This is a genomic window from Streptomyces sp. CA-278952, assembly GCF_028747205.1.
In the GTDB taxonomy this organism is placed as follows: domain Bacteria; phylum Actinomycetota; class Actinomycetes; order Streptomycetales; family Streptomycetaceae; genus Streptomyces.
Genome location: NZ_CP112880.1, coordinates 6,361,962 through 6,385,710 on the forward strand (window position 1 = coordinate 6,361,962; position 23,749 = coordinate 6,385,710).

The 23,749-nt window shown below is 72.0% G+C and carries 19 protein-coding genes; 12 read left to right on the plus strand and 7 right to left on the minus strand.

The features are described from left to right. Positions 1-272 precede the first annotated feature (272 nt). A complete protein-coding gene (locus tag N7925_RS28150; protein WP_274345543.1) occupies positions 273-1,004 on the plus strand; it encodes a VIT1/CCC1 transporter family protein in 732 nt (243 codons plus the stop codon). Between the two features lie 146 nt (positions 1,005-1,150). Here the strand turns inward: N7925_RS28150 and N7925_RS28155 are convergent, their stop codons facing one another. Then, on the minus strand, positions 1,151-3,280 hold the full coding sequence (locus N7925_RS28155; protein WP_274345544.1) for an FG-GAP repeat domain-containing protein: 2,130 nt from the start codon (positions 3,278-3,280) through the stop codon (positions 1,151-1,153). Positions 3,281-3,773: 493 nt separating this feature from the next. Between N7925_RS28155 and gltB the strand changes: the two genes are divergently transcribed. Then, a complete protein-coding gene (gene gltB, locus N7925_RS28160; RefSeq protein WP_265602209.1) occupies positions 3,774-8,333 on the plus strand; it encodes a glutamate synthase large subunit in 4,560 nt (1,519 codons plus the stop codon). Continuing rightward, entirely contained in the window at positions 8,326-9,786 is a 1,461-nt protein-coding gene (locus N7925_RS28165; RefSeq protein ID WP_274345545.1) for a glutamate synthase subunit beta, read from the plus strand. Before gltB ends, N7925_RS28165 begins: the two co-directional genes overlap by 8 nt. A 195-nt stretch (positions 9,787-9,981) precedes the next feature. Here the strand turns inward: N7925_RS28165 and N7925_RS28170 are convergent, their stop codons facing one another. Further along, complete coding sequence (locus N7925_RS28170; RefSeq protein WP_274345546.1) at positions 9,982-10,893, minus strand: rhomboid family intramembrane serine protease; 912 nt, start codon at positions 10,891-10,893, stop codon at positions 9,982-9,984. A 144-nt stretch (positions 10,894-11,037) separates the two neighbouring features. Here N7925_RS28170 and N7925_RS28175 point away from each other — a divergent pair, with 144 nt between their 5' ends. From N7925_RS28175 to N7925_RS28190, 4 genes are all read left to right on the plus strand, one after another. After that, complete coding sequence (locus N7925_RS28175) at positions 11,038-11,787, plus strand: vWA domain-containing protein (protein WP_274345547.1); 750 nt, start codon at positions 11,038-11,040, stop codon at positions 11,785-11,787. Further along, positions 11,784-12,347: a HutD/Ves family protein gene (locus N7925_RS28180; protein ID WP_274345548.1), complete on the plus strand. Its 564-nt coding sequence runs from the start codon at positions 11,784-11,786 to the stop codon at positions 12,345-12,347. Before N7925_RS28175 ends, N7925_RS28180 begins: the two co-directional genes overlap by 4 nt. 85 nt (positions 12,348-12,432) lie before the next feature. Next, entirely contained in the window at positions 12,433-12,957 is a 525-nt protein-coding gene (locus N7925_RS28185) for a GNAT family N-acetyltransferase (protein ID WP_274345549.1), read from the plus strand. 115 nt (positions 12,958-13,072) lie between these two features. After that, positions 13,073-13,606 carry a pyridoxamine 5'-phosphate oxidase family protein gene (locus N7925_RS28190; RefSeq protein ID WP_274345550.1) on the plus strand — a complete coding sequence of 178 codons (534 nt, stop codon included), beginning with the start codon at positions 13,073-13,075 and terminating at the stop codon, positions 13,604-13,606. 42 nt (positions 13,607-13,648) lie between these two features. Here N7925_RS28190 and N7925_RS28195 read toward each other — a convergent pair whose 3' ends face one another. Beyond that, positions 13,649-14,635: an acyl-CoA dehydrogenase family protein gene (locus N7925_RS28195; protein ID WP_274345551.1), complete on the minus strand. Its 987-nt coding sequence runs from the start codon at positions 14,633-14,635 to the stop codon at positions 13,649-13,651. Then, a complete protein-coding gene (locus tag N7925_RS28200) occupies positions 14,635-15,780 on the minus strand; it encodes an acyl-CoA dehydrogenase family protein (RefSeq protein WP_274345552.1) in 1,146 nt (381 codons plus the stop codon). Before N7925_RS28200 ends, N7925_RS28195 begins: the two co-directional genes overlap by 1 nt. 123 nt (positions 15,781-15,903) lie before the next feature. Between N7925_RS28200 and N7925_RS28205 the strand changes: the two genes are divergently transcribed. The 5 genes from N7925_RS28205 to N7925_RS28225 all read left to right on the plus strand — a co-directional run bounded on the left by N7925_RS28205 (position 15,904) and on the right by N7925_RS28225 (position 20,887). After that, on the plus strand, positions 15,904-16,686 hold the full coding sequence (locus N7925_RS28205) for an SDR family oxidoreductase (RefSeq protein WP_274345553.1): 783 nt from the start codon (positions 15,904-15,906) through the stop codon (positions 16,684-16,686). 42 nt (positions 16,687-16,728) lie between these two features. Then, positions 16,729-17,340 carry a TetR/AcrR family transcriptional regulator gene (locus N7925_RS28210; RefSeq protein WP_265602218.1) on the plus strand — a complete coding sequence of 204 codons (612 nt, stop codon included), beginning with the start codon at positions 16,729-16,731 and terminating at the stop codon, positions 17,338-17,340. A gap of 42 nt (positions 17,341-17,382) precedes the next feature. Beyond that, positions 17,383-18,540: an acetyl-CoA C-acetyltransferase gene (locus N7925_RS28215; protein ID WP_265602219.1), complete on the plus strand. Its 1,158-nt coding sequence runs from the start codon at positions 17,383-17,385 to the stop codon at positions 18,538-18,540. A gap of 296 nt (positions 18,541-18,836) precedes the next feature. After that, complete coding sequence (locus tag N7925_RS28220) at positions 18,837-19,040, plus strand: cold-shock protein (RefSeq protein WP_015607926.1); 204 nt, start codon at positions 18,837-18,839, stop codon at positions 19,038-19,040. A 197-nt stretch (positions 19,041-19,237) separates the two neighbouring features. After that, positions 19,238-20,887 carry a DEAD/DEAH box helicase gene (locus N7925_RS28225; RefSeq protein ID WP_274345554.1) on the plus strand — a complete coding sequence of 550 codons (1,650 nt, stop codon included), beginning with the start codon at positions 19,238-19,240 and terminating at the stop codon, positions 20,885-20,887. Positions 20,888-21,012: 125 nt separating this feature from the next. On the opposite strand, the gene N7925_RS28230 is transcribed toward N7925_RS28225, so the two are convergent. The 3 genes from N7925_RS28230 to N7925_RS28240 are packed head-to-tail and all read right to left on the minus strand — an operon-like array spanning position 21,013 to position 23,746. Continuing rightward, the gene (locus N7925_RS28230) at positions 21,013-22,110 is read right to left on the minus strand and encodes an NAD(P)H-dependent flavin oxidoreductase (protein WP_265602221.1); all 1,098 of its coding nucleotides are present in this window, start codon (positions 22,108-22,110) and stop codon (positions 21,013-21,015) included. Continuing rightward, positions 22,110-22,859 (minus strand): CoA-transferase subunit beta, encoded by a 750-nt coding sequence (locus N7925_RS28235; protein WP_265602222.1) that lies wholly within the window; start codon positions 22,857-22,859, stop codon positions 22,110-22,112. The genes N7925_RS28230 and N7925_RS28235 overlap by 1 nt, the downstream gene beginning before the upstream one ends. Next, the gene (locus N7925_RS28240) at positions 22,856-23,746 is read right to left on the minus strand and encodes a CoA transferase subunit A (RefSeq protein ID WP_265602223.1); all 891 of its coding nucleotides are present in this window, start codon (positions 23,744-23,746) and stop codon (positions 22,856-22,858) included. Before N7925_RS28240 ends, N7925_RS28235 begins: the two co-directional genes overlap by 4 nt. Between the last annotated feature and the right edge of the window lie 3 nt (positions 23,747-23,749).

A 23,749-nucleotide genomic window follows, 5' to 3' on the forward strand; every position in this document is an offset into this window, starting at 1 on the left:
TCCGGGTCCGGATCCGATTCCGTTTCCGGGCCCTGTCGCATCTGTGCCACGCGGAGGGCGGAGGGAGGCGGAAAAGGTGGGGAAAGGGGCCAGGCGGATGAGGGGCCAGATAGCTAAGGCTGGCCTTTCTTCGCAGGTCAGAGGGGTGGTTAGCCAGGCCTGGCTTGCTGGCGGAGGTCACCCGGACAGCGTAGTTTGGACTTTGTCGAAAGTTGTATTCAGCGGGAAATGGCGGGGTGACGGCCCGCCGGAGCGAAGGGGAGAAGCACGCCGTGGCCATCATCGAGACCGAAGCCGTCCTGCACGAGGCGCACCGGGACAACCACACCCACCGGGATGTGAACGGCGGCTGGCTGCGCCCCGCCGTCTTCGGCGCGATGGACGGTCTGGTCTCCAACCTCGCCCTGATGACCGGTGTCGCGGGCGGCGCGGTCTCCCAGCAGACCATCGTGATCACCGGCCTGGCGGGGCTCGCGGCCGGCGCCTTCTCCATGGCGGCGGGCGAGTACACCTCCGTCGCCTCGCAGCGTGAGCTGGTCGAGGCCGAGCTCGACGTCGAGCGCCGTGAGCTCCGCAAGCACCCCAAGGACGAGATGGCCGAGCTGGCCGCTCTGTACGAGTCCCGAGGCGTGGACGCCCCGCTGGCCCGCGAGGTCGCCCGGCAGCTGTCGCTCGACCCGGAGCAGGCGCTGGAGATCCATGCCCGCGAGGAGCTGGGCATCGACCCCGGCGACCTGCCCTCGCCGCTCGTGGCCGCCGTCTCCTCGTTCGGCGCGTTCGCGCTCGGCGCCCTGCTGCCCGTCCTGCCCTACCTCCTCGGCGCGAGCGCCCTGTGGCCCGCGGTGCTCCTCGCGCTGATCGGCCTGTTCGCCTGCGGTGCGGTGGTGGCCCGGGTGACCGCCCGCACCTGGTGGTTCAGCGGGCTGCGCCAGCTCGCCCTGGGTGGTGCGGCGGCGGCGATGACGTACGGACTCGGCACCCTGTTCGGCGTCGCCGTCGGGTGACGAGCGTCTCCCCGGGCTGTACGGCCGGCATTCTGCGGCATACAGGTTGCTTCGGCGTACGCGTTTCACCCGGTGACGGGTTTCTCCGGTGCACGGCGGAGGCACGGCCCGCCACGGGCCGTGCCTCCGCCGTGCGCACGCGATCGTTACCGGATACCGGCGAAGCTCTTCCAGCCGGTGCCGATCTTGACCCCCGCGCCGACGCCCCCCGTGCCGTTGCCGGCGTACCGGTAGAGGTCGCCGCCCGTCGTGCGGGCCAGAACGTCGTCCGCGCCGTCGCCGGTGAGGTCGCCGATGCCGACGATGTCTGCCATCCCGCCCCAGCCGGTGCCGAACTTCACGCCGTTGCCGATGGTGCCCTTGCCGGTGCCGGCGTAGCGGTAGAGGTCGCCGTTGGCGGTGCGGGTGACGATATCGGCGTGCTTGTCACCGTTGAGGTCACCCGCGCCGACGATGGTCAGGTTCTTCCAGCCGGTGCCGATCCTGCCCGTGCGGGTGAGGCCGCCGCCGACGGTGCCCGCGTACAGGTAGAGGTCGCCGGTCGCGGTCTCCCGGGCCACCAGGTCGGGCCGGCCGTCCGCGGTGAAGTCGCCGGAGTAGGTCAGGCTGTCGAAGGGCTTCCAGCCGCTGCCGATCTTCGCCGCCGGGGTCTGGGGCGTTATGACGCGGCCCCGCTGCGGGCTGTGGCGGTACAGGCCGCCCGCCTCGTCCGTCACCAGGGTGTCGTTCGCCCCGTCGCCGTCGAGGTCCCCGAAGGGGATCAGTGTGGACGTCGCGGGCCAGGTCCCGCCGTCGGCGAAGGTTGACACCTTCCCCGCCGCGTCGCCCTGGTACACGCGCAGCGAGCCGTTCGTCCCCTGTGCGTACAGGTCCGGGAAGCGGTCGTCGCCGACGTGGTCCCGGCGCGACGGCTTCGCCGCTCCGGTGGCCGTCGCCCAGACCTGTTCGATCGGGTAGTGGTCGCCCGTCATTCCGAGCTGCTTGTTCCATACGGCGACGGCGCGGCCGTCCGTACCGGCGGCGACGGAGCCGTCCGTGTAGGGATCGAGGCGACCGACGTGTACGGGATAGTGCCAGGTGCCGTCCGAGCGCGTCAGCGCCCACAGGTCGTTCTCGAATGTCTCCCACATGATGGCGAACGTGCCGTCCTGGCCGATGCTGGGGCCGCCCCAGACCCTGAACCCTTCGCGCTCCTCGGCCACCGTGCGGGTCTGCGACCACGTGCCGTTCACCGCGCGGGTCGCCGTCCGGAGACCAGTGCTCTCGAATGCCCAAAACGCCGTCACCCGGCCGTCCGCTTCGAGCTGCGGCGGCGTGGTGGTGCTCGTGCTCTCTTCCGGGGGAAGGTACTCGGCCCGGCCCCACGTCGTGCCGCCGGCTGGGCGGTAGACGAAGGAGCGGGCGGAGCTGATCCCCGACCAGCTGACCAGGGCCGCACCGTCGACCGCCGCCTGCACGTCGAGCTCGATCGGCGTCGAGTTGCCGTTCCTGATGACCTCGGGTGCACTCCAGTCGGCCGAGCCCGCTGCCCGCGTCGACACGCGCAGCGCTTCCGGTCCGGAGATGACGGCCTGCCAGGCGACGGTCACCGTGCCGTCGCCCGCCGTCGCCGCGCGCAGCTCGTAGGCGGACCCGCTGCTGATCTGCACGGCGTCCGACCAGCCGGCTCCCGGACTCGGCAGGTCGGAGGCGAACACCCCCACGTCGCTCTCGTCCTCCCCGGGGGTCGGATTGCCGTTCCAGACAGCGGTGATGCGGCCGCCGGGGCCGCTCAGCAGCATGAGGTCGGACCCGAAGGGCGCGGACGTGATCGGTGCGGGCGCCGTCCAGGCCTCGGCGCCGGGCAGAAGCGTCGAGGTGCTGTGCGAGTCGAAGCGCTCCGACGTGAAGCGGTCCCAGGCGACGGTGGCGGAGCCGTCCCGGCCCGTGACCAGATACACGCCGGACACGCGTTCCTGATCGGCGGCGATACGGACCGGGGCGCTCCACGTGGTGGCGTCGGCCGGGCGGGTGGCGCCCCACAGCTCCTGCGGGCCGTCGGCGGTACCGCTGGTCCACACCGTGACGGCGGTGCCGTCCGACGTGACCTTCACGCCCGCGCCGGTGTTGGCGCCGCGTTCGTCCGTCAGTGCGGCGGACGTCCCCCACGCCCGCTCGGCGGCGAGGGCCGCCGGAGCACCCACGACGAGGGCTGTGGTGACGCCCGCGCCGACGACGCCGAGCGTCAGTGTGAGCGTGGGCACGAGAGCGATACCGATGATCTTGACTCTGCGCATGAGTTCCCCCCTGTTGTGCGTGGACAAACGCCCCTGAACCTAGCAAGGGGAAATGGGTCCCACCAGCGTCATTTCCACCCCTGCCCGGTGCCTGCGTCGGCGGCCCCGGTGTGACGTACGTCGTGACGCGCACCTCTGGGCGGAGGGCGCGGAGCGGCCGTAAAATGAGACGCTATGCAGGGCTACACATAAGTAGCCATAACTCGGTGGTTTCGTTCTCCTCGCCACCGGGAATGAGCCGTAGGCACCGCAGGCAACGACGCCTGCTCTCTGCGGGTCCCCCGGGCGCCGATTGTTCCGACCGCGACCCACCCCCTGGTCAAGCCGGTCACCTCTGGTCACCCAGTCACTTCCGGTCACCACGGTGTCCGCATGTTGGAACACGCCTTCCGCTTCTTGAGAAGCGCCCCATCATGTAACCTGCACGAAATTTCGCAGAGGGCCAACGTCGTCCCTCGGCACCGCAAATGCCACGACGACGACGGGAGAGCCGATGCGTATCGACGCCTGGTCGCCCATGGACGGTCGCCCCGCCCAGCAGGGGATGTACGACCCCCGTAACGAACACGACGCCTGTGGTGTCGGGTTCGTGGCCACTCTGACCGGTGTGGCCAGCCATGAGCTGGTCGAGCAGGCGCTGACCGTACTGCGCAACCTCGAACACCGCGGCGCCACCGGCTCCGAGCCCGACTCCGGCGACGGCGCCGGCGTCCTCTGCCAGGTCCCGGACGCTTTCCTCCGCGCCGAGACCTCCTTCGAACTCCCCGAGGCCGGCTCGTACGCCGTGGGCATCGCCTTCCTCCCCGCGGACGACTCCGCCGAGGCCGTCCGGACGGTCGAGCACATCGCCGCGCAGGAGGGCCTGACGGTCCTCGGCTGGCGCGACGTCCCGGTCACCCCCGCACTTCTCGGCAACGGCGCCCGCGCCACCATGCCCACCTTCCGCCAGGTCTTCGTCGCCGACGGCGAGTCCACCGGCATCGTCCTGGACCGCAAGGCCTTCGTCCTGCGCAAGCGTGCCGAGCGTGAGGCCGGGGTGTACTTCCCCTCGCTCTCCGCCCGCACCATCGTCTACAAGGGCATGCTCACCACCGGGCAGCTGGAGCCGTTCTTCCCGGACCTCTCCGACCGCCGCTTCGCCTCCGCGGTCGCGCTGGTCCACTCCCGCTTCTCCACCAACACCTTCCCCAGCTGGCCGCTGGCCCACCCCTACCGCTTCGTCGCGCACAACGGCGAGATCAACACGGTCAAGGGCAACCGCAACTGGATGAAGGCCCGCGAGTCCCAGCTCGCCTCCGAACTCTTCGGCCAGGCGCAGCTCGACCGGATCTTCCCCGTCTGCACCCCGGACGCCTCCGACTCCGCCTCCTTCGACGAGGTCCTGGAGCTGCTCCACCTCGGCGGGCGCTCGCTGCCGCACTCGGTGCTGATGATGGTCCCCGAGGCGTGGGAGAACCACGACTCCATGGACCCGGCCCGGCGCGCGTTCTACCAGTACCACGCCACGATGATGGAGCCCTGGGACGGCCCGGCCTGCGTCACCTTCACCGACGGCGTCCAGGTCGGCGCGGTCCTCGACCGCAACGGTCTGCGCCCCGGCCGCTACTGGGTCACCGACGACGGCCTCGTGGTGCTCTCCTCCGAGGTCGGCGTCCTGGACATCGACCCCGCGAAGGTCGTCCGCAAGGGCCGCCTCCAGCCCGGCAGGATGTTCCTCGTCGACACCGCCGAGCACCGCATCATCGAGGACGACGAGATCAAGGCGTCCCTCGCCGCCGAGCAGCCCTACCAGGAGTGGCTGGAGACCGGCGAGATCGAGCTGAGCGACCTGCCCGAGCGCGAGCACATCGTGCACACCCACGCCTCGGTCACCCGCCGCCAGCAGACCTTCGGCTACACCGAGGAAGAGCTCCGCGTCATCCTCGCGCCGATGGCCCGCACCGCCGGCGAACCGCTCGGCTCCATGGGCACCGACTCGCCGATCGCCGCGCTCTCCGAGCGCCCCCGGCTGCTCTTCGACTACTTCACCCAGCTCTTCGCCCAGGTCACCAACCCGCCGCTGGACGCCATCCGCGAGGAGCTCGTCACCTCGCTGCGCTCCTCGCTGGGCCCCCAGGGCAACATCCTGGAGCCGACGGCCGCCGCGTGCCGCAGCGTCACGCTGCCCTTCCCGGTGATCGACAACGACGAGCTCGCCAAGCTGATACACGTCAACGCCGACGGCGACATGCCGGGCATGACGGCCGCCACCCTCTCCGGTCTCTACCGGGTCGGCGGCGGAGGCGACGCGCTGGCCGCGCGGATCGAGCAGATCTGCACCGAGGTCGACGCCGCCATAGAGGACGGCGCCCGCCTGATCGTCCTCTCCGACCGGCACTCCGACGCCGAGCACGCGCCGATCCCCTCGCTGCTGCTCACCTCCGCCGTCCACCACCACCTCATCCGCACCAAGCAGCGCACCCAGGTGGGCCTGCTGGTCGAGGCCGGGGACGTCCGCGAGGTCCACCACGTCGCGCTGCTCATCGGCTACGGCGCCGCCGCGGTCAACCCGTACCTCGCCATGGAGTCCGTCGAGGACCTGGTCCGCGCCGGCACCTTCATCGAGAACATCGAAGCCGAGCAGGCCATCCGGAACCTGATCTACGCGCTCGGCAAGGGCGTCCTGAAGGTCATGTCCAAGATGGGCATCTCCACCGTCGCCTCCTACCGCGGCGCCCAGGTCTTCGAGGCCGTCGGCCTCGACGAGGCCTTCGTCGCGACGTACTTCAACGGCACCGCCACCAAGATCGGCGGCGCCGGCCTGGACACCGTCGCCAAGGAGGTGGCCGCCCGGCACACCAAGGCGTACCCCGCCTCCGGCATCGCGGCCTCGCACCGCGCGCTGGAGATCGGCGGCGAGTACCAGTGGCGGCGCGAGGGCGAACCGCACCTGTTCGACCCCGAGACGGTCTTCCGCCTCCAGCACGCCACCCGCAACCGGCGCTACGACATCTTCAAGCAGTACACGGAGCGGGTGAACGAGCAGTCCGAGCGCCTCATGACGCTCCGGGGCCTCTTCGGCTTCGACTCCGGCCGCGAGCCGATCTCCCTCGACGAGGTCGAGCCGGCCTCCGAGATCGTCAAGCGCTTCTCCACCGGCGCCATGTCGTACGGCTCCATCTCCCGCGAGGCGCACGAGACGCTCGCCATCGCGATGAACCAGCTCGGCGGCAAGTCCAACACCGGGGAGGGCGGTGAGGACCCGGACCGGCTGTACGACCCGGCGCGCCGCTCCTCCATCAAGCAGGTCGCCTCCGGCCGCTTCGGTGTGACCAGCGAATACCTGGTCAACGCCGACGACATCCAGATCAAGATGGCCCAGGGCGCCAAGCCCGGTGAGGGCGGCCAGCTGCCCGGCCACAAGGTCTACCCGTGGGTCGCCAAGACGCGGCACTCGACGCCCGGCGTCGGCCTCATCTCGCCGCCGCCGCACCACGACATCTACTCCATCGAAGACCTCGCCCAGCTGATCCACGACCTGAAGAACGCGAACCCCCAGGCGCGGATCCACGTGAAGCTGGTCTCCGAGGTCGGCGTCGGCACGGTCGCCGCCGGTGTCTCCAAGGCCCACGCGGACGTCGTCCTCATCTCCGGCCACGACGGCGGAACGGGCGCCTCCCCGCTCACCTCGCTCAAGCACGCGGGCGGCCCCTGGGAGCTCGGCCTCGCCGAGACCCAGCAGACGCTGCTCCTCAACGGCCTGCGCGACCGCATCGTCGTGCAGACCGACGGCCAGCTCAAGACCGGCCGCGACGTCGTCATCGCCGCGCTCCTCGGCGCCGAGGAGTTCGGTTTCGCGACCGCGCCGCTCGTCGTCTCCGGCTGCGTCATGATGCGCGTCTGCCACCTGGACACCTGCCCGGTCGGCATCGCCACCCAGAACCCGGTGCTCCGCGACCGCTTCTCCGGCAAGGCCGAGTACATCGTCAACTTCTTCGAGTTCATCGCCGAAGAGGTCCGCGAGATCCTCGCCGAGCTGGGCTTCCGCACCGTCGAGGAGGCCGTCGGCCACGCCGAGCTCCTCGACACCGACCGGGCGATCACCCACTGGAAGGCGCAGGGCCTCGACCTCGCCCCGCTCTTCTACGTCCCCGAGCTGCCCGAGGGCGCGGTCCGCCACCGCATCGTCGAGCAGGACCACGGTCTGACGAAGGCGCTCGACAACCAGCTGATCAAGCTGGCCGCCGACGCGCTCGGGGCCGAGACCCCCGAGGCCGCCCAGCCGGTCCGCGCCCAGGTCGCGATCCGCAACATCAACCGGACCGTCGGCACCATGCTCGGCCACGAGGTGACCAAGAAGTTCGGTGGTCCGGGCCTGCCCGAGAACACCATCGACATCACCTTCACCGGCTCGGCCGGCCAGTCCTTCGGCGCGTTCCTGCCGAGCGGGGTGACCCTGCGCCTGGAGGGCGACGCCAACGACTACGTCGGCAAGGGCCTCTCCGGCGGCCGGGTGATCGTCCGCCCCGACCGGGGCGCCGACCACCTCGCCGAGTACTCCACCATCGCCGGCAACACCATCGGCTACGGCGCGACCGGCGGCGAGGTCTTCCTGCGCGGCCGCACCGGCGAACGCTTCTGCGTCCGCAACTCCGGTGCGCTCGTCGTCTCCGAGGGCGTCGGCGACCACGGCTGCGAGTACATGACCGGCGGCCAGGCCGTCGTCCTCGGCGAGACCGGCCGCAACTTCGCCGCCGGTATGTCGGGCGGTGTCGCGTACGTCATCGACCTGAACCGCGACAACGTCAACGTCGGCAACCTCGGCGCGGTCGAGGAACCGGACGACACCGACCGGCAGTGGCTGCACGACGTCGTGCGCCGCCACCACGAGGAGACCGGCTCCACCGTCGCCGAGAAGCTCCTCGCCGAGTGGGACACCGCCGTGACCCGCTTCAGCAAGATCATCCCGACCACGTACAAGGCAGTGCTCGCCGCCAAGGACGCCGCTGAGCTCGCCGGTCTCTCCGAGCAGGAGACCACCGAGAAGATGATGGAGGCGGCAACCCATGGCTGACCCCAAGGGCTTCCTGACCACCGGACGCGAGGTCGCCCAGACCCGCCCCGTGGCCGAGCGCGTCAAGGACTGGAACGAGGTCTACGTTCCGGGCTCGCTGCTCCCGATCATCAGCAAGCAGGCCGGCCGCTGCATGGACTGCGGCATCCCGTTCTGCCACAACGGCTGCCCGCTCGGAAACCTCATCCCCGAGTGGAACGACTACGCCTACCGCGAGGACTGGACCGCGGCCTCCGAGCGGCTGCACGCCACGAACAACTTCCCGGAGTTCACCGGGCGGCTGTGCCCGGCCCCCTGCGAGTCGGCGTGCGTGCTCGGCATCAACCAGCCCGCCGTCACCATCAAGAACGTCGAAGTCTCCATCATCGACAAGGCGTGGGACAGCGGCGACGTCACCCCGCAGCCGCCCGAGCGCCTCTCCGGCAAGACCGTCGCGGTCATCGGCTCGGGCCCGGCGGGACTCGCCGCCGCCCAGCAGCTGACCCGGGCCGGCCACACCGTCGCCGTCTACGAGCGCGCGGACCGCATCGGGGGCCTCCTCCGCTACGGCATCCCCGAGTTCAAGATGGAGAAGTCGCACATCAACCGCCGCATCGAGCAGATGCGCCTGGAGGGCACCAAGTTCCGTACGGAGGTGGAGATCGGCAAGGACATCGACGCCGCGAAGCTCCGCCGCCGCTACGACGCGGTCGTCATCGCGGCCGGCGCCACCGTCTCCCGCGACCTGCCCGTTCCCGGCCGTGAGCTGGGCGGCATCCACTTCGCGATGGAGTACCTGCCGTTCGCCAACAAGGTGCAGGAGGGCGACCTGACCGTCGCCCCGATCCACGCCGGCGGCAAGCACGTCGTCGTCATCGGCGGCGGCGACACCGGAGCCGACTGCGTGGGCACCGCCCACCGCCAGGGCGCGGCCTCCGTCACCCAGCTGGAGATCATGCCGAAGCCGGGCGAGGACCGGAACGCCAACCAGCCGTGGCCGACCTTCCCGATGCTCTACAAGGTCACCTCCGCGCACGAGGAGGGCGGCGAGCGGGTCTACTCCGTCTCCACCACCCACTTCGAGGGCGACGAGGACGGCAACGTCGCGGCCCTCCACCTGGTGGAGGTCGAGTTCAAGGACGGTAAGCTGGAGCAGAAGCCCGGCACGGAGCGGCGCATCCCCGCGCAGCTCGTCACCCTCGCCATGGGCTTCACCGGAACCGACCAGTCCAACGGTCTGGTCCAGCAGTTCGGCCTGGAGCTCGACCAGCGCGGCAACGTCGCCCGCGACGAGCACTACGCGACCAACGTCGACGGCGTCTATGTCGCCGGTGACGCGGGACGCGGCCAGTCGCTGATCGTCTGGGCGATCGCCGAGGGCCGCTCCGCCGCCCGCGGAGTGGACCGCTTCCTGACCGGGACCAGCGCTCTGCACGCCCCGATCCGCCCGACGGACCGGTCCCTGCTGGTCTGAGCACCACCCGGGTTCCCCCTGGGCCACGCGGCCCGGGGGAGCCCCCACAAGACGTCCCGTACAACGGCGTACGGAACTGAACGCGGCGCCTGCCTGTCCCCGACCGGACTCCAGCGGGCGCCGTGGCGCGTCCGGGGCCGGGCTCCCGCTCCGGGGCCCGGCCTCAGCGCCGACTGGCCTCAGCGCCGACTGGCCTCAGCCGCCCGTCAGAGCCGAGGTCTTCAGTACCACCGCCACCGCGAACAGGCCCGCCAGCACCAGCCCGCCCGCGAGCTGGACCGGCCACACCCGCAGCTTCGCCGGTGCGAAGGCGAGCCCGTACGTCACCAGTGCCCCGGTCAGCAGCCCGCCCAGGTGACCCTGCCACGACGTGAACGCGGCCGAGATCAGCATCCAGAGCAGGAATCCGGCCATGAAACGGTTGACGGCCGCCATGTCACGGCCGAGCCGCCGATGAATGACCCAGTACGCGGCGGCCAGCCCGAAGACCGCACCGGAGGCGCCGACCGTCGAGGTGTCGGGGGCCAGCAGGTACACCAGGACCGAACCGCCCACCGCCGACAGCAGGTACAGCGCCAAGTAGCGGGTCCTTCCGAGCTGGCCCTCCACCGCCCGGCCGATGTTCCACAGCGCGAACATGTTGAACACCAGGTGCATCACCCCGAACGAGGCGTCCGGCGGAAGGTGCAGGAAGGCCCCGGTCACCAGCCGGTACCACTCCCCGTCCGCGATGCCCGTCAGCTCGTACCCGGGATACGTGTCACCCCGGTAGTAGTACTGCTCGCCGTCCGGCCCCGTGAGCGCCGCCCCAAGTACCGCGAACCGGTCCACGATCTCCGGCCTGGCCACCTCGCCGAGGTAGACCAGGACGTTGAGTGCCATGAGGACGTACGTCACGATCGGCGCCGTCGCCCGGGACACCGCACCGCCGAAGACCGTGCGGGCCTGGCGCACCGAGCGCTGCCCCTCCTTCACGCACTCCACGCAGTGGTGGCCGACAGCGGCCTCCCTCATGCAGTCCGGGCAGATGTAGCGGTCGCAACGGGTGCAGCGGACATACGTCTCGTAGGACGGATGGCGGTAACACGCGGTGGCGGCGGCCTCCATGGCCGGCTCCTTCACTGGGGATGTGCAACGGGGCCGGTGGGGGCGGCGGCGATCAAGATAGCGAACCGGTGCGGTGGGCCGTGTGCCCGGGGCCCGGCGGTGGCCTACGCTCAAGGTCCGCGGAGCAGAGAACAGGGGGCCGCCATGCAGGGTGCGAACACGGCCGTGGGCACCGGCCCGGCCATCAGCCTCACCAAGGTCCGGGAGACCGCTCCGGCCCTGGTCGGCCACTACACGAGCGCCGGGGTTTCGCTGGAGAAGCACGGCCTCGGCGGTCACCGCGCGGCCGTCTACCTCGTCCTCGACCACTCCGGCTCGATGAAGCCGTACTACAACGACGGCAGCGTCCAGGCGCTGGCCGACCGGGTGCTGGGCCTGTCGGCCAACCTCGACGACGACGGCACGGTGCCCGTCGTCTTCTTCTCCACCGACGTCGACGCGGTCACCGACATCGCCCTCGACAACCACCGCGGCCGGATCGACGAGATCTGGGCGGGCCTCGGGCACATGGGGAAGACCAGCTACCACCTGGCGATGGACGCGGTCATCGACCACTACCTCGACAGCGGCTCCACCGCGCCCGCCCTGGTCGTCTTCCAGACGGACGGCGGGCCGATCAACAAGCTCGCCGCGGAGCGCTACCTCTGCAAGGCCGCGAAGCTGCCCCTGTTCTGGCAGTTCGTCGGTTTCGGCAACACCCGCAGCAGCCAGTTCGACTTCCTCCGCAAGCTCGACGAGCTGGCCGTCCCCGCGAAGCGGGCCGTCGACAACGCCGGATACTTCCACGCCGGCGAGGACCCCCGGAAGGTCCCGGACTCCGAGCTGTACGACCGGCTCGTCGCCGAGTTCCCGCTCTGGCTGGCCGCCGCCCGGGAGCAGGGGATCGTCCGATGACGGTACGGATCCTGCGCGCCGCCGACCGCGCGCCCGCCCCGTGGAAGAACGGCGGCGGGACCGTTCGTGAGATCGCCACCGGCCCCGAGGGCGCCGGGACGGACGCCTTCGACTGGCGGGTGAGCCTGGCGGACGTCACCGCCGACGGGCCGTTCTCCGCCTTCCCGGGCGTGGAGCGCGTGCTGACCGTGGTCGAGGGCGCGGGCATGGACCTCGTCGTCGGCGGCGAGCACCACATCGTCGACGAGCCGCTGTGGCCGCACGGCTTCCCCGGCGATCTGCCCACCCAGGGCTTCCTGCTGGGCGGCCCCGTCGTCAATCTCAACGTCATGTACCGCAGGGCCCGTACGCGGGCGGAGACCGCCGTCGTCTGCGGCACGGTCCGCCTGCTGCCGCCGGAGGGCGGCGCGGTGCTGGCCGTCTCCCTGGACGACGGCGCGGAGTTGGAGGGCGGGGGCATCCGGCTGGACCGCTACGACGCGGTGCTGGCCGCCGGGGCGTCGCCCGGGGTCCTGCGGACGATGGGCCAGGCGGTGCTCATCACGTTCTCGGACGTGTGACCGGCCTGCCCCGGCGGACCCCAGGGGCTTGCGTGAGCGGGAAACTCGGCTGCCGATCGCCCCGCCGCGGGTTACGGTCGCGGACATGCCCGAAAACGCATCCGAAACCGCCGTGATCCGCCGCTATGCCGCCGAGGACGAGAACGCGGCGGTGGACGTCTGGTCCCGTGCCGGCAGCCTGGCGCATCCCTTCATCCCCGGCGAGGGCGAGGGCGAGCGCGCCCGCAAGATGCGCGAGATCTATCTCGTCCACGCCGAGAACTGGGTCGCCGAGACGGACGGCCGTGTGGTGGCCCTCCTGGGGCTCCTGGACGCCGAGATCGGCGGCCTCTTCGTGGCCCCGGAGGCACAGGGCACCGGGGTGGGCCGACGCCTGGTCGACCACGCGGCGGCGCTGCACGGGGCGTTGGCCCTGGAGGTGTACGAGAAGAACACGGGGGCCCGGAGCTTCTACGCCCGGATGGGCTTCGTGGAGGAGAGCCGCCGCGTCGACGAGGAGTACGACGAGGTCATGCTGAGGCTCACCCGGCCGGCTCCGGAGAACCACGCCCGAGGCGGTGCGGGCGGTGACGCGGTAGGGCCGGGCGGCGGTGACGTGGTGACGCGGTAAGGCAGTGTGACGGTGACGCCGTGGCGTGATGGCGTTCGATGTGATGCGCCTCGCCGAAATTCGTCCGCCTGTCGCGCGCAAATACCGACAGGAGCTGTCGGGTATCCGGTGTTCCATGGCATCCATGACGTCTTCATCGCCTTCGCACGCGCCTGTCTCCTGGGACGGCTTCGCCGCCGCCGAGCCCGAGTTCGCCGACACCGTGCGAGCCCGCTTCCGGCTCTACAAGCACCACGTCCTGGCCACCCTGCGGAAGGACGGCTCACCCCGGGTCACCGGTCTGGAGGCCGACTTCCGCTTCGGTGAGCTGCTGCTCGGCATGATGCCGAACTCCCGCAAGGCCCTGGACCTGCGGCGCGATCCGCGCTTCGCGCTCCAGGCCAACCCCGGGCCCGACGCCGAGCTGAACGACGGGGACGTCCGTGTCAGCGGCCGGGCCGTGGAGATCACCGACCCGCAGGTGATCGCCCGCTTCATCGAGGAGGTGACCCCGCCGGAGCCCTTCCACCTCTTCCGGGCGGAGCTGACCGAGGTGGTCCGCATCGGGCTCGACGGCGAGGCGCTGGTCATCCGGTCCTGGCGTCCCGGGCAGCCACTGCGCACCGTGCGCCGCACCGGCGACGACACCCCGCCGGCCGACGACTCCTGAACCGGGGCGGAGCCCGGACCCGGGACGGCGCGCGCCCGGCCCTCAGCCCGCCAGCACCCGGGCCCGGCAGGCGGACGGCGTCCCCCAGGCGTCCCGCAGCGGCCGGGCCCGGCGCAGCCACCACGCGAGGGCCAGCTCCTCGGTGTAGCCGACCGCGCCGTGCGACTGGAGCGCGGTGAGGGCCGCCGCGTACCCCGCCTCGCCCGCCGCCGCCTTCGCCGCCGCGACCGCCGCTCCCGCCCCGGCCGATCCGCCGGCCAACTCCACTGCCGCCCCGTACAGCAGCGGGCGCGCGAACTCCAGGCCGAGGAGGGTGTCCGCGAGCCGGTGCTTGACCGCCTGGAAGGACCCGACGGGCACCCCGAACTGGGTGCGCTGCTTCACGTACGCCACGGTCGCCCGCAGCAGCTCCTCCCCGCAGCCCAGCGCCAGGGCCGCTGTGGCGAACGCCGCCAGATCGCCCGCCGCCCGCGCCGCCTCGCGCACTGCGGGACCGGCCGCCGCCACCTCGCCGCCCGCCTCCGGCCGGAACAGCCGCCGCGCCGGATCAGCCGACGCCGACGGCTCCCCGGGTCCCGGCGCGAGCCGCAGTTCGTCGCCGTCCACCGTGAACACCGCGTCCGCCGCGTCCGCGTCCAGGGCGTACGGCCCGTGCCCCGCCAGCCGCAGCGAGACCACCGCCCCGCCGGAGGCGATCCGGGGCAGCCACTCCTCGGCCGCCGGTCCGCCGGCCCCGCCCAGCAGCATCCCGGCCGCCAGGGTCTCCGCCACGGGTCCGGGCACCGCGTGCCGCCCCAGCTCGACGCAGGCCACGGCCACCTCCACGGGGAGCGGCCCCAGGCCTCCGTACGCCTGGGGGACCGCGAGCGCGAACACTCCCGCGTCCGCGAGCCGCCCCCACAGGGCCAGCCCCGGCGCGTGGTCCCCGGCGGCCCACGCCCGCAGGACCGAGGGTGTGCCGGCCGCGTTGAGCATCGCGTCCAGCGACCGGGCGAACTCCCGCTGCTCGTCGTCGAGGAGGAAACGCATCAGCGCCGTCCCTTCGGCAGGCCGAGCAGCCGCTCGGCGATGATGTCCCGCTGGATCTCGTTGGTCCCGGCGTACACGGGGCCCGCGAGCGCGAAGACGTACCCCTCCGCCCACGCCGTGTCCGCCAGCTCCGCGTCAGGGCCCAGCAGATCGAGCGCCGTCTCGTGCAGCGCGATGTCGTACGTCGACCAGAACACCTTGTTCAGACTGGACTCGGGTCCCAGCGACGTCCCCGCCGTGAACCGGGCCGCGGAGGCGGCGGTGAACAGCTGATACGCCCGCGCCCCGATCACCGCGTCCGCCACCCGGTCCCGCAGCGCCGTGTCCGCCGGGTCGCCCGCCTCCCGCCACAAGGCCCGCAACCGGTCGGCGGCGGCCAGGAAGCGGCCGGGGGAGCGGAGGGTGAGGCCGCGCTCGTCGCCGGTGGCCGACATGGCGATGCGCCAGCCCTGCCCCGGCTCCCCGATGACGTCCGCGTCCGGTACGAAGACCTCGTCGAGGAAGACCTCGGCGAACGCGGGCTTCCCGTCCAGCCGCCCGATGGGGCGGACCGTGACCCCGGGGTCCCGCAGCCCGAACATCAGATACGTGAGGCCCTGGTGCGGTCTCGCGGCCCCCGGGTCCGTACGGAAGATGCCGAAGGCCCGGTCCGCGAACGCCGCCCGCGAGGACCAGGTCTTCAGCCCCGACAGCAGCCAGCCGCCGTCCGTGCGCACCGCCCGCGACCGTAGCGCCGCCAGGTCCGACCCGGCCTCCGGCTCCGACCAGGCCTGCGCCCAGATGACCTCGCCGCTCGCCATCGGGGGCAGCACGCGGGCCCGCTGCTCCGCCGTGCCGTGGGCGAGGAGGGTCGGGGCGAGGAGGCTGATCCCGTTCTGCGAGACCCGGCCCGGCGCGCCCGCCGCCCAGTACTCCTCCTCGAACGCCAGCCAGCCGAAGAGATCCGCGCCCCGCCCCCCGTACTCCTCCGGCCAGGAGACCGCCGACCACCGGCCGGTGGCCAGCAGCGCCTCCCACCCCCGGTGCGCGGCGAACCCCTCCCCGGTCTCCAGGGAGGGCAGCGGCCGGGCCGGTACGTGGTCCCGGAGCCAGGCCCGGGCCTCGGCCCGCAGGGCTGCTGTCCGTGCCGTCTGCGCCAGATCCATGAAGCGCCCGCCTTCCGTCCGGTCGGCACCGTCGCCGAGGCTTCCCGTTCCCCATGTTCCCTAACAAGTGTTTGGTAGGTTAACGTACGGTCCACAGACCGTCGAGAAGCCGGGGGCCGGGCCATGGACACACCGCCGTACCTGCCGGGACACGGACTGCTGGCCGGCCGCGCCGCCGTCGTCACCGCCGCCGCCGGAGCCGGGATCGGCGGTGCCACTGCCCGCCGCTTCCTGGAGGAGGGCGCCCGCGTCGTGATCGGCGACGCCCACGCCCGCCGGCTGAAGGAGAGCGCGCGCGCCCTCGCCGACGAGTTCGGCACCGACCGCGTCACCCACCTGACCTGCGACGTCACCGACGAGGACCAGGTCGAAGCCCTCTTCTCCCACGCCGAACGCGCCCACGGCGGCCTCGACATCGTCGTCAACAACGCCGGCCTCGGCGGCACCGCCGAACTCACCGAGATGACCGACGACCAGTGGACGAGGATCCTCGACGTCACCCTGAACGGCACGTTCCGCTGCACCCGCGCCGCCCTGCGCTCCCTCAAGGCCGCCGGCACCGGCGGAGTCCTCGTCAACAACGCCTCCGTCGTCGGCTGGCGCGCCCAGCGCGGCCAGGCCCACTACGCCGCCGCCAAGGCGGGCGTCATGGCCCTCACCCGCTGCGCCGCCGTCGAGGCCGCCGACTACGGCGTACGCGTCAACGCCGTCGCCCCCAGCCTCGCCATGCACCCCCACCTGGCCAAGGTCACCTCCGCCGAGCTCCTCGCCGAACTCACCGGGAAGGAGGCCTTCGGCCGGTACGCCGAACCCTGGGAGGTCGCCAACGTGATCGTCTTCCTCGCCAGCGGCTACTCCTCGTACATGACCGGCGAGGTCGTCCCCGTCAGCAGCCAGCATGCGTGAAGGGATGCGTGAACACACCGGCCCCGGGCGGACAATGGCCGGGTGCCTACCAAGAAGAAGCCCCAGGTGACCCCCACGCCGGAGCGACGCCGTGAACTGCTCGCCACCGCCGCCGAGGTCTTCGCCGCGCAGGGATACAACGCGACCACCGTCCGCCGGATCGCGGACGAGGCAGGGATGCTCGCGGGCAGCCTCTACTACCACTTCGATTCCAAGGAATCGATGATCGACGAGATCCTCTCCACCTTCCTCGACGAGCTCTGGCGGGGCTACGACACGGTCCTGGAGGCCGGCCTCGGCCCCCGCGAGACCATCGAGGCCCTGGTCACCGAGTCCTTCCGGGAGATCGACCGGCACCGCCCCGCCGTCGCGATCTACCAGAAGGAGTCCAAGCACCTCGCCACCCAGCCGCGCTTCGCCTACCTCGTCGACTCGCAGACGAAGTTCGAGAAGGCCTGGCTCGGCACCCTGGAACGCGGCGTCGCCGAAGGCGCCTTCCGCGACGACCTCGACATCCGCCTCACCTACCGCTTCGTCCGCGACACCGTCTGGGTCGCGGCCTCCTGGTACCGGCCCGGCGGACACCACAGCCCCGAGGAGATCGCCCGTCAGTACCTCTCGATGGTGCTCGACGGAATCGCCCTGCGTACGTAACCGGAAACCGGTCCATCCCGAGCGCACCGAGGAGCAGCAGCCATGGCCGAGGCCTACATCGTCGAAGCGGTACGCACCCCCGTCGGGCGGCGCGGGGGCGGCCTCGGGGCCGTCCACCCCGCCGACCTCGGCGCGCACGTGCTGAAAGAGCTGATCGCCCGCTCCGGAGTCGACCCGGCGGCCGTCGAGGACGTCGTCCTCGGCTGCCTCGACACCGTCGGACCCCAGGCCGGCGACATCGCCCGTACGGCATGGCTCGCCGCCGGACTGCCCGAGGAGGTCCCCGGCGTCACCATCGACCGGCAGTGCGGCTCCTCCCAGCAGGCCCTCCACTTCGCGGCCCAGGGCGTCCTCTCCGGCACCCAGGACCTCGTCGTCGCGGGCGGCACCCAGAACATGACCCAGATCCCGATCGCCTTCGCCTCCCGGCAGGCCGCCGAACCCCTCGGCCTCACCCAGGGGCCGTACGCCGGCAGCGAGGGCTGGCGCGCCCGCTACGGCGACGCCCCCGTCAACCAGTTCCACGGCGCCCAGCTGATCGCCGAGAAGTGGGGCATCAGCCGCCGGGACATGGAGGAGTTCGCCCTCACCTCCCATCACCGGGCACTCCGCGCCATCGACGAGGGCCGCTTCGCCCGCGAGACCGTCGCGTACGGGGACGTCACCACGGACGAAGGACCGCGCCGCGACACCACCCTGGAGAAAATGGCCGGTCTGCGACCCGTCGTGGAGGGCGGCACCATCACCGCGGCCTGCTCCTCCCAGGTTTCCGACGGGGCCGCCGCCCTGCTCATCGCCTCGGAGCGGGCCGTCGCCGACCACGGGCTCACCCCGCGGGCCCGGGTCCACCACCTGTCCGTACGGGGCGAGGACCCGATCCGGATGCTCTCGGCCCCGATCCCGGCCACCGCGTACGCCCTGAAGAAGACCGGCCTCACCCTCGACGCCATCGACCTCGTCGAGATCAACGAGGCGTTCGCCCCGGTCGTCCTCGCCTGGCTGAAAGAGACCGGTGCCGACCCCGAACGGGTCAACGTCAACGGCGGAGCCATCGCGCTCGGCCACCCGCTCGGCGCGACCGGGGCCCGGTTGATGACGACCCTGCTCCACGAACTGGAACGCACCGGCGGCCGCTACGGACTCCAGACGATGTGCGAGGGCGGCGGACAGGCCAACGTCACCATCGTCGAGCGGCTCTGAGCACCCCCCGGCCCTTGCCGGGCCCCGCCCGTGGACCCCGGCGGCCCCGCTCGTACACCCTCTGGTCAGCCAAGCTTTCCCTCCGGCGGTGCGGCGCGCTCCGCCGCCCGAGGAGAGGGCGTGCTAGGATGTTTCCCGTTGCAGTTTTGGTACCCATGAACTTTATGTGCGCCTGACGGGAATGCTTCCTCAGGCGCTTTATTGTTTTCCGGCTTTCTCCGGGTGGGGCTCAATGCGGCGACTTGGAATCCGTAAAGTGCGGGTTCTCGGCACTGCACCTCTTTTAGGAGAATGACATGGCTACTGGAACCGTGAAGTGGTTCAACTCGGAAAAGGGCTTCGGCTTCATCGAGCAGGACGGCGGCGGCGCCGACGTCTTCGCCCACTACTCCAACATCGCCACCCAGGGCTTCCGTGAGCTCCAGGAGGGCCAGAAGGTCTCCTTCGACGTCACGCAGGGCCAGAAGGGCCCGCAGGCGGAGAACATCGTCCCGGCCTAATTGCCGGACGCGTACCTCGCTGACCGGGGCCCGCACCGTGAAGGTGCGGGCCCCGGTTTGTGCTGTCCGAGCGACAACCCGTCGCAACAACCCGTTCTGTGCGCACATCCTGGGGGCGCACCCGGACGGTCGGGTCGGCACATCGCAGTAAACCCATTCGGCAGTTGCCCAGGAATCCCCCAGGAGGGCAATTCCGTATGACCAGCTCCGAACGCCAGGACCGCACCCCCCGCTCGCGACCGGCCCGTGGCCGAGGCCGCGGCCAGGGCGCAGGCACCCAGGCTCCCGCGAACGGCCGGGGCGGCGCACCCCGCTCCAAGGCCCAGGGCAGCTCCAAGCCCCCGGCCCGCCGTCGCGCCACCCCGCCGCAGGGCGAGTTCGCCCTGCCGGAGACCGTGACCCCCGCACTGCCCGCCGTCGACGCCTTCGCCGACCTGGACATGCCCGCCGGGCTGCTGAAGACCCTCACCGCCCAGGGCGTCACCGAGCCGTTCCCGATCCAGGGCGCGACCCTGCCGAACTCGCTGGCCGGCCGCGACATCCTCGGCCGCGGGCGCACCGGCTCCGGCAAGACGCTCGCCTTCGGCCTGGCGCTGCTGGCCCGTACCGCCGGGCGCCGCAGTGAGCCGCGCGCACCGCTCGCCATGGTCCTCGTGCCCACGCGTGAGCTCGCCCAGCAGGTCACCGACGCGCTGACCCCGTACGCGACCGCCGTGAACCTGCGGATGGCCACGGTCGTCGGCGGCATGTCGATCACCAAGCAGTCCGCCACCCTGCGGCGCGGCGCCGAAGTGCTCGTCGCCACCCCGGGCCGGCTCAAGGACCTCATCGAGCGCGGCGACTGCCGCCTGGACGAGGTCTCCATCACCGTCCTCGACGAGGCCGACCAGATGGCCGACATGGGCTTCATGCCGCAGGTCGTCGCCCTGCTCAAGCAGGTCGAGGCGGACGGGCAGCGGATGCTGTTCTCCGCGACCCTCGACAAGAACATCGACCGGCTCGTGAAGATGTTCCTCACCGACCCGGTCGTGCACTCCGTCGACCCGTCCGCCGGCGCGGTCACCACGATGGAGCACCACGTGCTCCACGTCCTGGACGAGACCGACAAGAAGGCCGTCGCCACGAAGATCGCCGCCCGCGAGGGCCGGGTGATCATGTTCGTCGACACCAAGCGCGCCGCCGACCGCTTCGCCAAGCGGCTGCTCGCCAGCGGTGTACGGGCGGCCGCCCTGCACGGCGGACGTTCGCAGCCGCAGCGCAACCGGACGCTCGACCAGTTCAAGAACGGGGAGGTCACCGCGCTCGTCGCGACGAACGTCGCGGCCCGCGGCATCCACGTCGACGACCTCGACCTGGTCGTCAACGTGGACCCGCCGACCGACCACAAGGACTACCTCCACCGCGGCGGCCGCACGGCGCGCGCCGGGGAGTCCGGCAGCGTCGTCACGCTGGTGCTGCCCGAGGAGAAGCGCGAGATGACCCGGCTGATGCAGGACGCCGGCATCGCGCCGCGCACCACGCGGGTCACCTCCAGCGACGCGGAACTGGGCCGGATCACGGGGGCCCGCGAGCCCTCGGGCGTCGCGATCGTCATCGAGGTGCCGCAGCCGACTCCGCCGAAGCAGCGGACCCGGTCGGGCGGCGCGGCGGGCGGCACCGGCGGGGGCGCGGTGCGGTCCGGCAGCCGGGGACGCGGACGGCGAGGCACCGGTACGGGTGCCGGGGCCGGCGGTGCCGGTGGCGGCGCGGCACGCTCCGGAGGGGCTGCGCGCGCCGGTGGCGGTGCGGCGCGCTCCGGTGGCGCAGGCCGCTCCGGCGCGCCCGCGCGGGGGCGTCGGGCCGCGTAGGGCCATCAGTTCCAGCCGTCCGGCGATTGAGGTCCGGGCTCATATCCAGCCCGTCCGGCGATTGAGGACCGGGGCCCGGGGCAGAGCCCCGAAAGCCCCGGGCCGATGTGGCCGAGGTCTTGTCCTCAAACGCCGGACGGGCTGGATAGGGGCTCGGGCTCGGGCCCACGTGGCCGGGGCAGGTCGACCAGAAGTGCGCGAGCCGTCTCCGCCTCGGCCATGACCCGGTCCACCAGCTCCGCCACGCTCGGCAGGTCCTCGATCAGCGCCGCGACCTGGCCCGAGGCCATGATGCCGAGGTCCGTGCGGCCGTCGACCATCGCCGCCCTCAGCAGCATCGGGGCGTTCGCCGCCAGCAGCACCTGGCTCCAGGTCAGCTCCTTGCCGTGCCGCATCGCCAGGCCGTCGCGGACCATGCCCGGCCAGCTCAGGCCGGAGATCCGGCGGAAGCCGGACGCCCGGCGCAGCGCCCGGTACAGGGAGCGCAGCCGGCCCGCACTCTCCAACTCCGCCACCATCTCCGTACGGAGCATCCGGTGCGGGAGGCCGTCCACCGCCCTCGTCAGGGTGATGTCCTTGGCGGTCGCCGCCAGATAGCGGGCCTTCACCGCGTTCGGGACCGTCGAGTCCGAGGTCAGCAGGAACCGGGTGCCCATCGCGACGCCCGCCGCCCCGTACGCCAGCGCCGCCACCAGGCCCCGGCCGTCGTGGAAGCCGCCCGCCGCGACCACCGGGATGTCCACCGCGTCGACGACCTGCGGCAGCAGCACCGTGGTGGCGACCTCGCCGGTGTGGCCGCCGCCCTCGCCGCCCTGCACGATCACCGCGTCCGCGCCCCACGCCGCGACCTTCTCCGCGTGCCGCCGGGCCCCCACCGACGGGACGACGACCACGCCCGCGTCCCTGAGCTCCGCGATCAGCTCCCTCGACGGGGCGAGCGCGAACGACGCCACCCGCACGCCCTCCTCGACCATGATCCGGACCCGCTCCCGGGCGTCCCCCGCGTCCGCCCGCAGATTCACCCCGAACGGCGCGTCGGTCCGGGACTTCACCTCCCGTACGGCCGCACGCAGGTGGTCCGGTGACATGGTCGCCGACGCGAGGATGCCGAGCGCCCCGGCCCGCGCGGTCGCGGTGACCAGGCGGGGGCCCGCCACCCAGCCCATTCCGGTCTGCACGATCGGGTGCCGGACACCGACGAGGTCGGTCAGGGCGGTGCGCATCAGGAACGGACCTCCCGGTCCCGGGTGCGGGCCGGGTCGACGACCTCGCGGATCAGCGAGAGCTCGGTCGGGGAGGGGGCGCGGGTGTACGGGACGTCGTCCGGGACCGTGAGCGCGAAACCCGTCGCTTCCCGGACCTGGTCCACCGTGACGCCGGGGTGGACCGAGGCGAGGCGCATCGAACGGTCGGGCGTCGCGAAGTCGAAGACCCCGAGATCGCTGACGACCCGGGGGATGCGGTGGAAGCGGGTGGCGGAGGGGCCCGCCGCCCTCGCGCTGTCGTGGCCGACCCCGCAGATCATGTCGACGCGCCCGACGAAGACCCGGGGGGAGTGCCGGGGGATCCAGTAACTCACCGGGTTGTTCAGGGTGTTGACCGGAGCTCCGCGTACACCCAGCAGCTGCCGCGAGGGCTGTTCCCAGTCGCCGATGCAGGAGATGTTCTGGTTGCCGAAGCGGTCGATCTGGCTCGCGCCCATCATCACGTGCCGCCGCCCGCCGGTCACCAGCGCCAGATGCCTTCGGTAGGGCAGCCAGCCCTCCGCCACACCGTCCGGGCCGACGAGCGTCGCCTCGCCGTCCGTGAGCAGCAGCTCGGGGGCGAAGGTCAGCCGGGCCAGCCGCGCGCCGGCCGACGGCACGGCACCCATCGGGCTGGCCAGGATCTCGCCGTCGCCCCGCCACGCCTCGGCGCACGCGATCACGCAGTACTCGGCACGGGTGATGCCTCCGGTCGCGGACGCTTTCATTTCTGCTCCTGGTGCCAGGTGCGGACCGCCTGCTGGTAGCCCTGCTCGTCGCCGTCCGGCGGCAGGAAGCGGGCTGCGAACTCCGCCCAGGCCGCCGGGTCCGCCGCCGCGGCCGCGTACGCCTTCTGGAACGGCTCGTCACGCGGGTGGTCGGGTACGCAGGACGTGAAGTGCGCCCCGCCCGGAGTCTCCACCACACCGGTGACCGCATGCCGTTGAACGAGGAGGGTCTGCGGGGCGGTGGCGTTCCCGGTCAACTCCGGCGTCCGCACGATGCGTTCGCAGGAGACGTACGCCGCGTCCGCCGCTTCGCAGAAGAGGTCGTCGAAGTACGGGTCGGGGCCCAGGTACTGGCCGTTGCCGAGCCGGTCCGCCCGGTTGAGGTGGACCAGCGCCGCGTCCATCCGCAGGGCCGGCGCCGCCACGAACTCCTCGCCGTCCTCGTACGGTGAAGTCACCGTGCGCAGCTCAGGGTTGACCCGCATCACATCCGAGCCGATGCCCGCGCGAACCGGCAGGAACGGCAGCCGGTTCGCCGCCGCGTGCAGCCCCCACATGAACATCGCCTCGTCGATCTCCGTCAGCGCGAACGCCCCGCGCTGCCGGGCCGCCCGGTAGTGCGGCTCCAGCGGGATGGAGTCGAGCGTCACGAACGCCGTGACCAGACGGGCGATCCGGCCCGCCGCGGCCAGCAGCCCCACGTCCGGGCCGCCGTAGGAGATCACCGTAAGATCGGTGACGGGCGACCGGAGCAGCGCCCTGACCAGGGCCATCGGCTTGCGGCGCGACCCCCAGCCGCCTATCCCGATGGTCATGCCGCTGCTCAGCCGGTCGACGACCTCCTCGGGTGTCATTGTCTTGTCGCGTGGATGAGGGGGAGCGGTCACGGT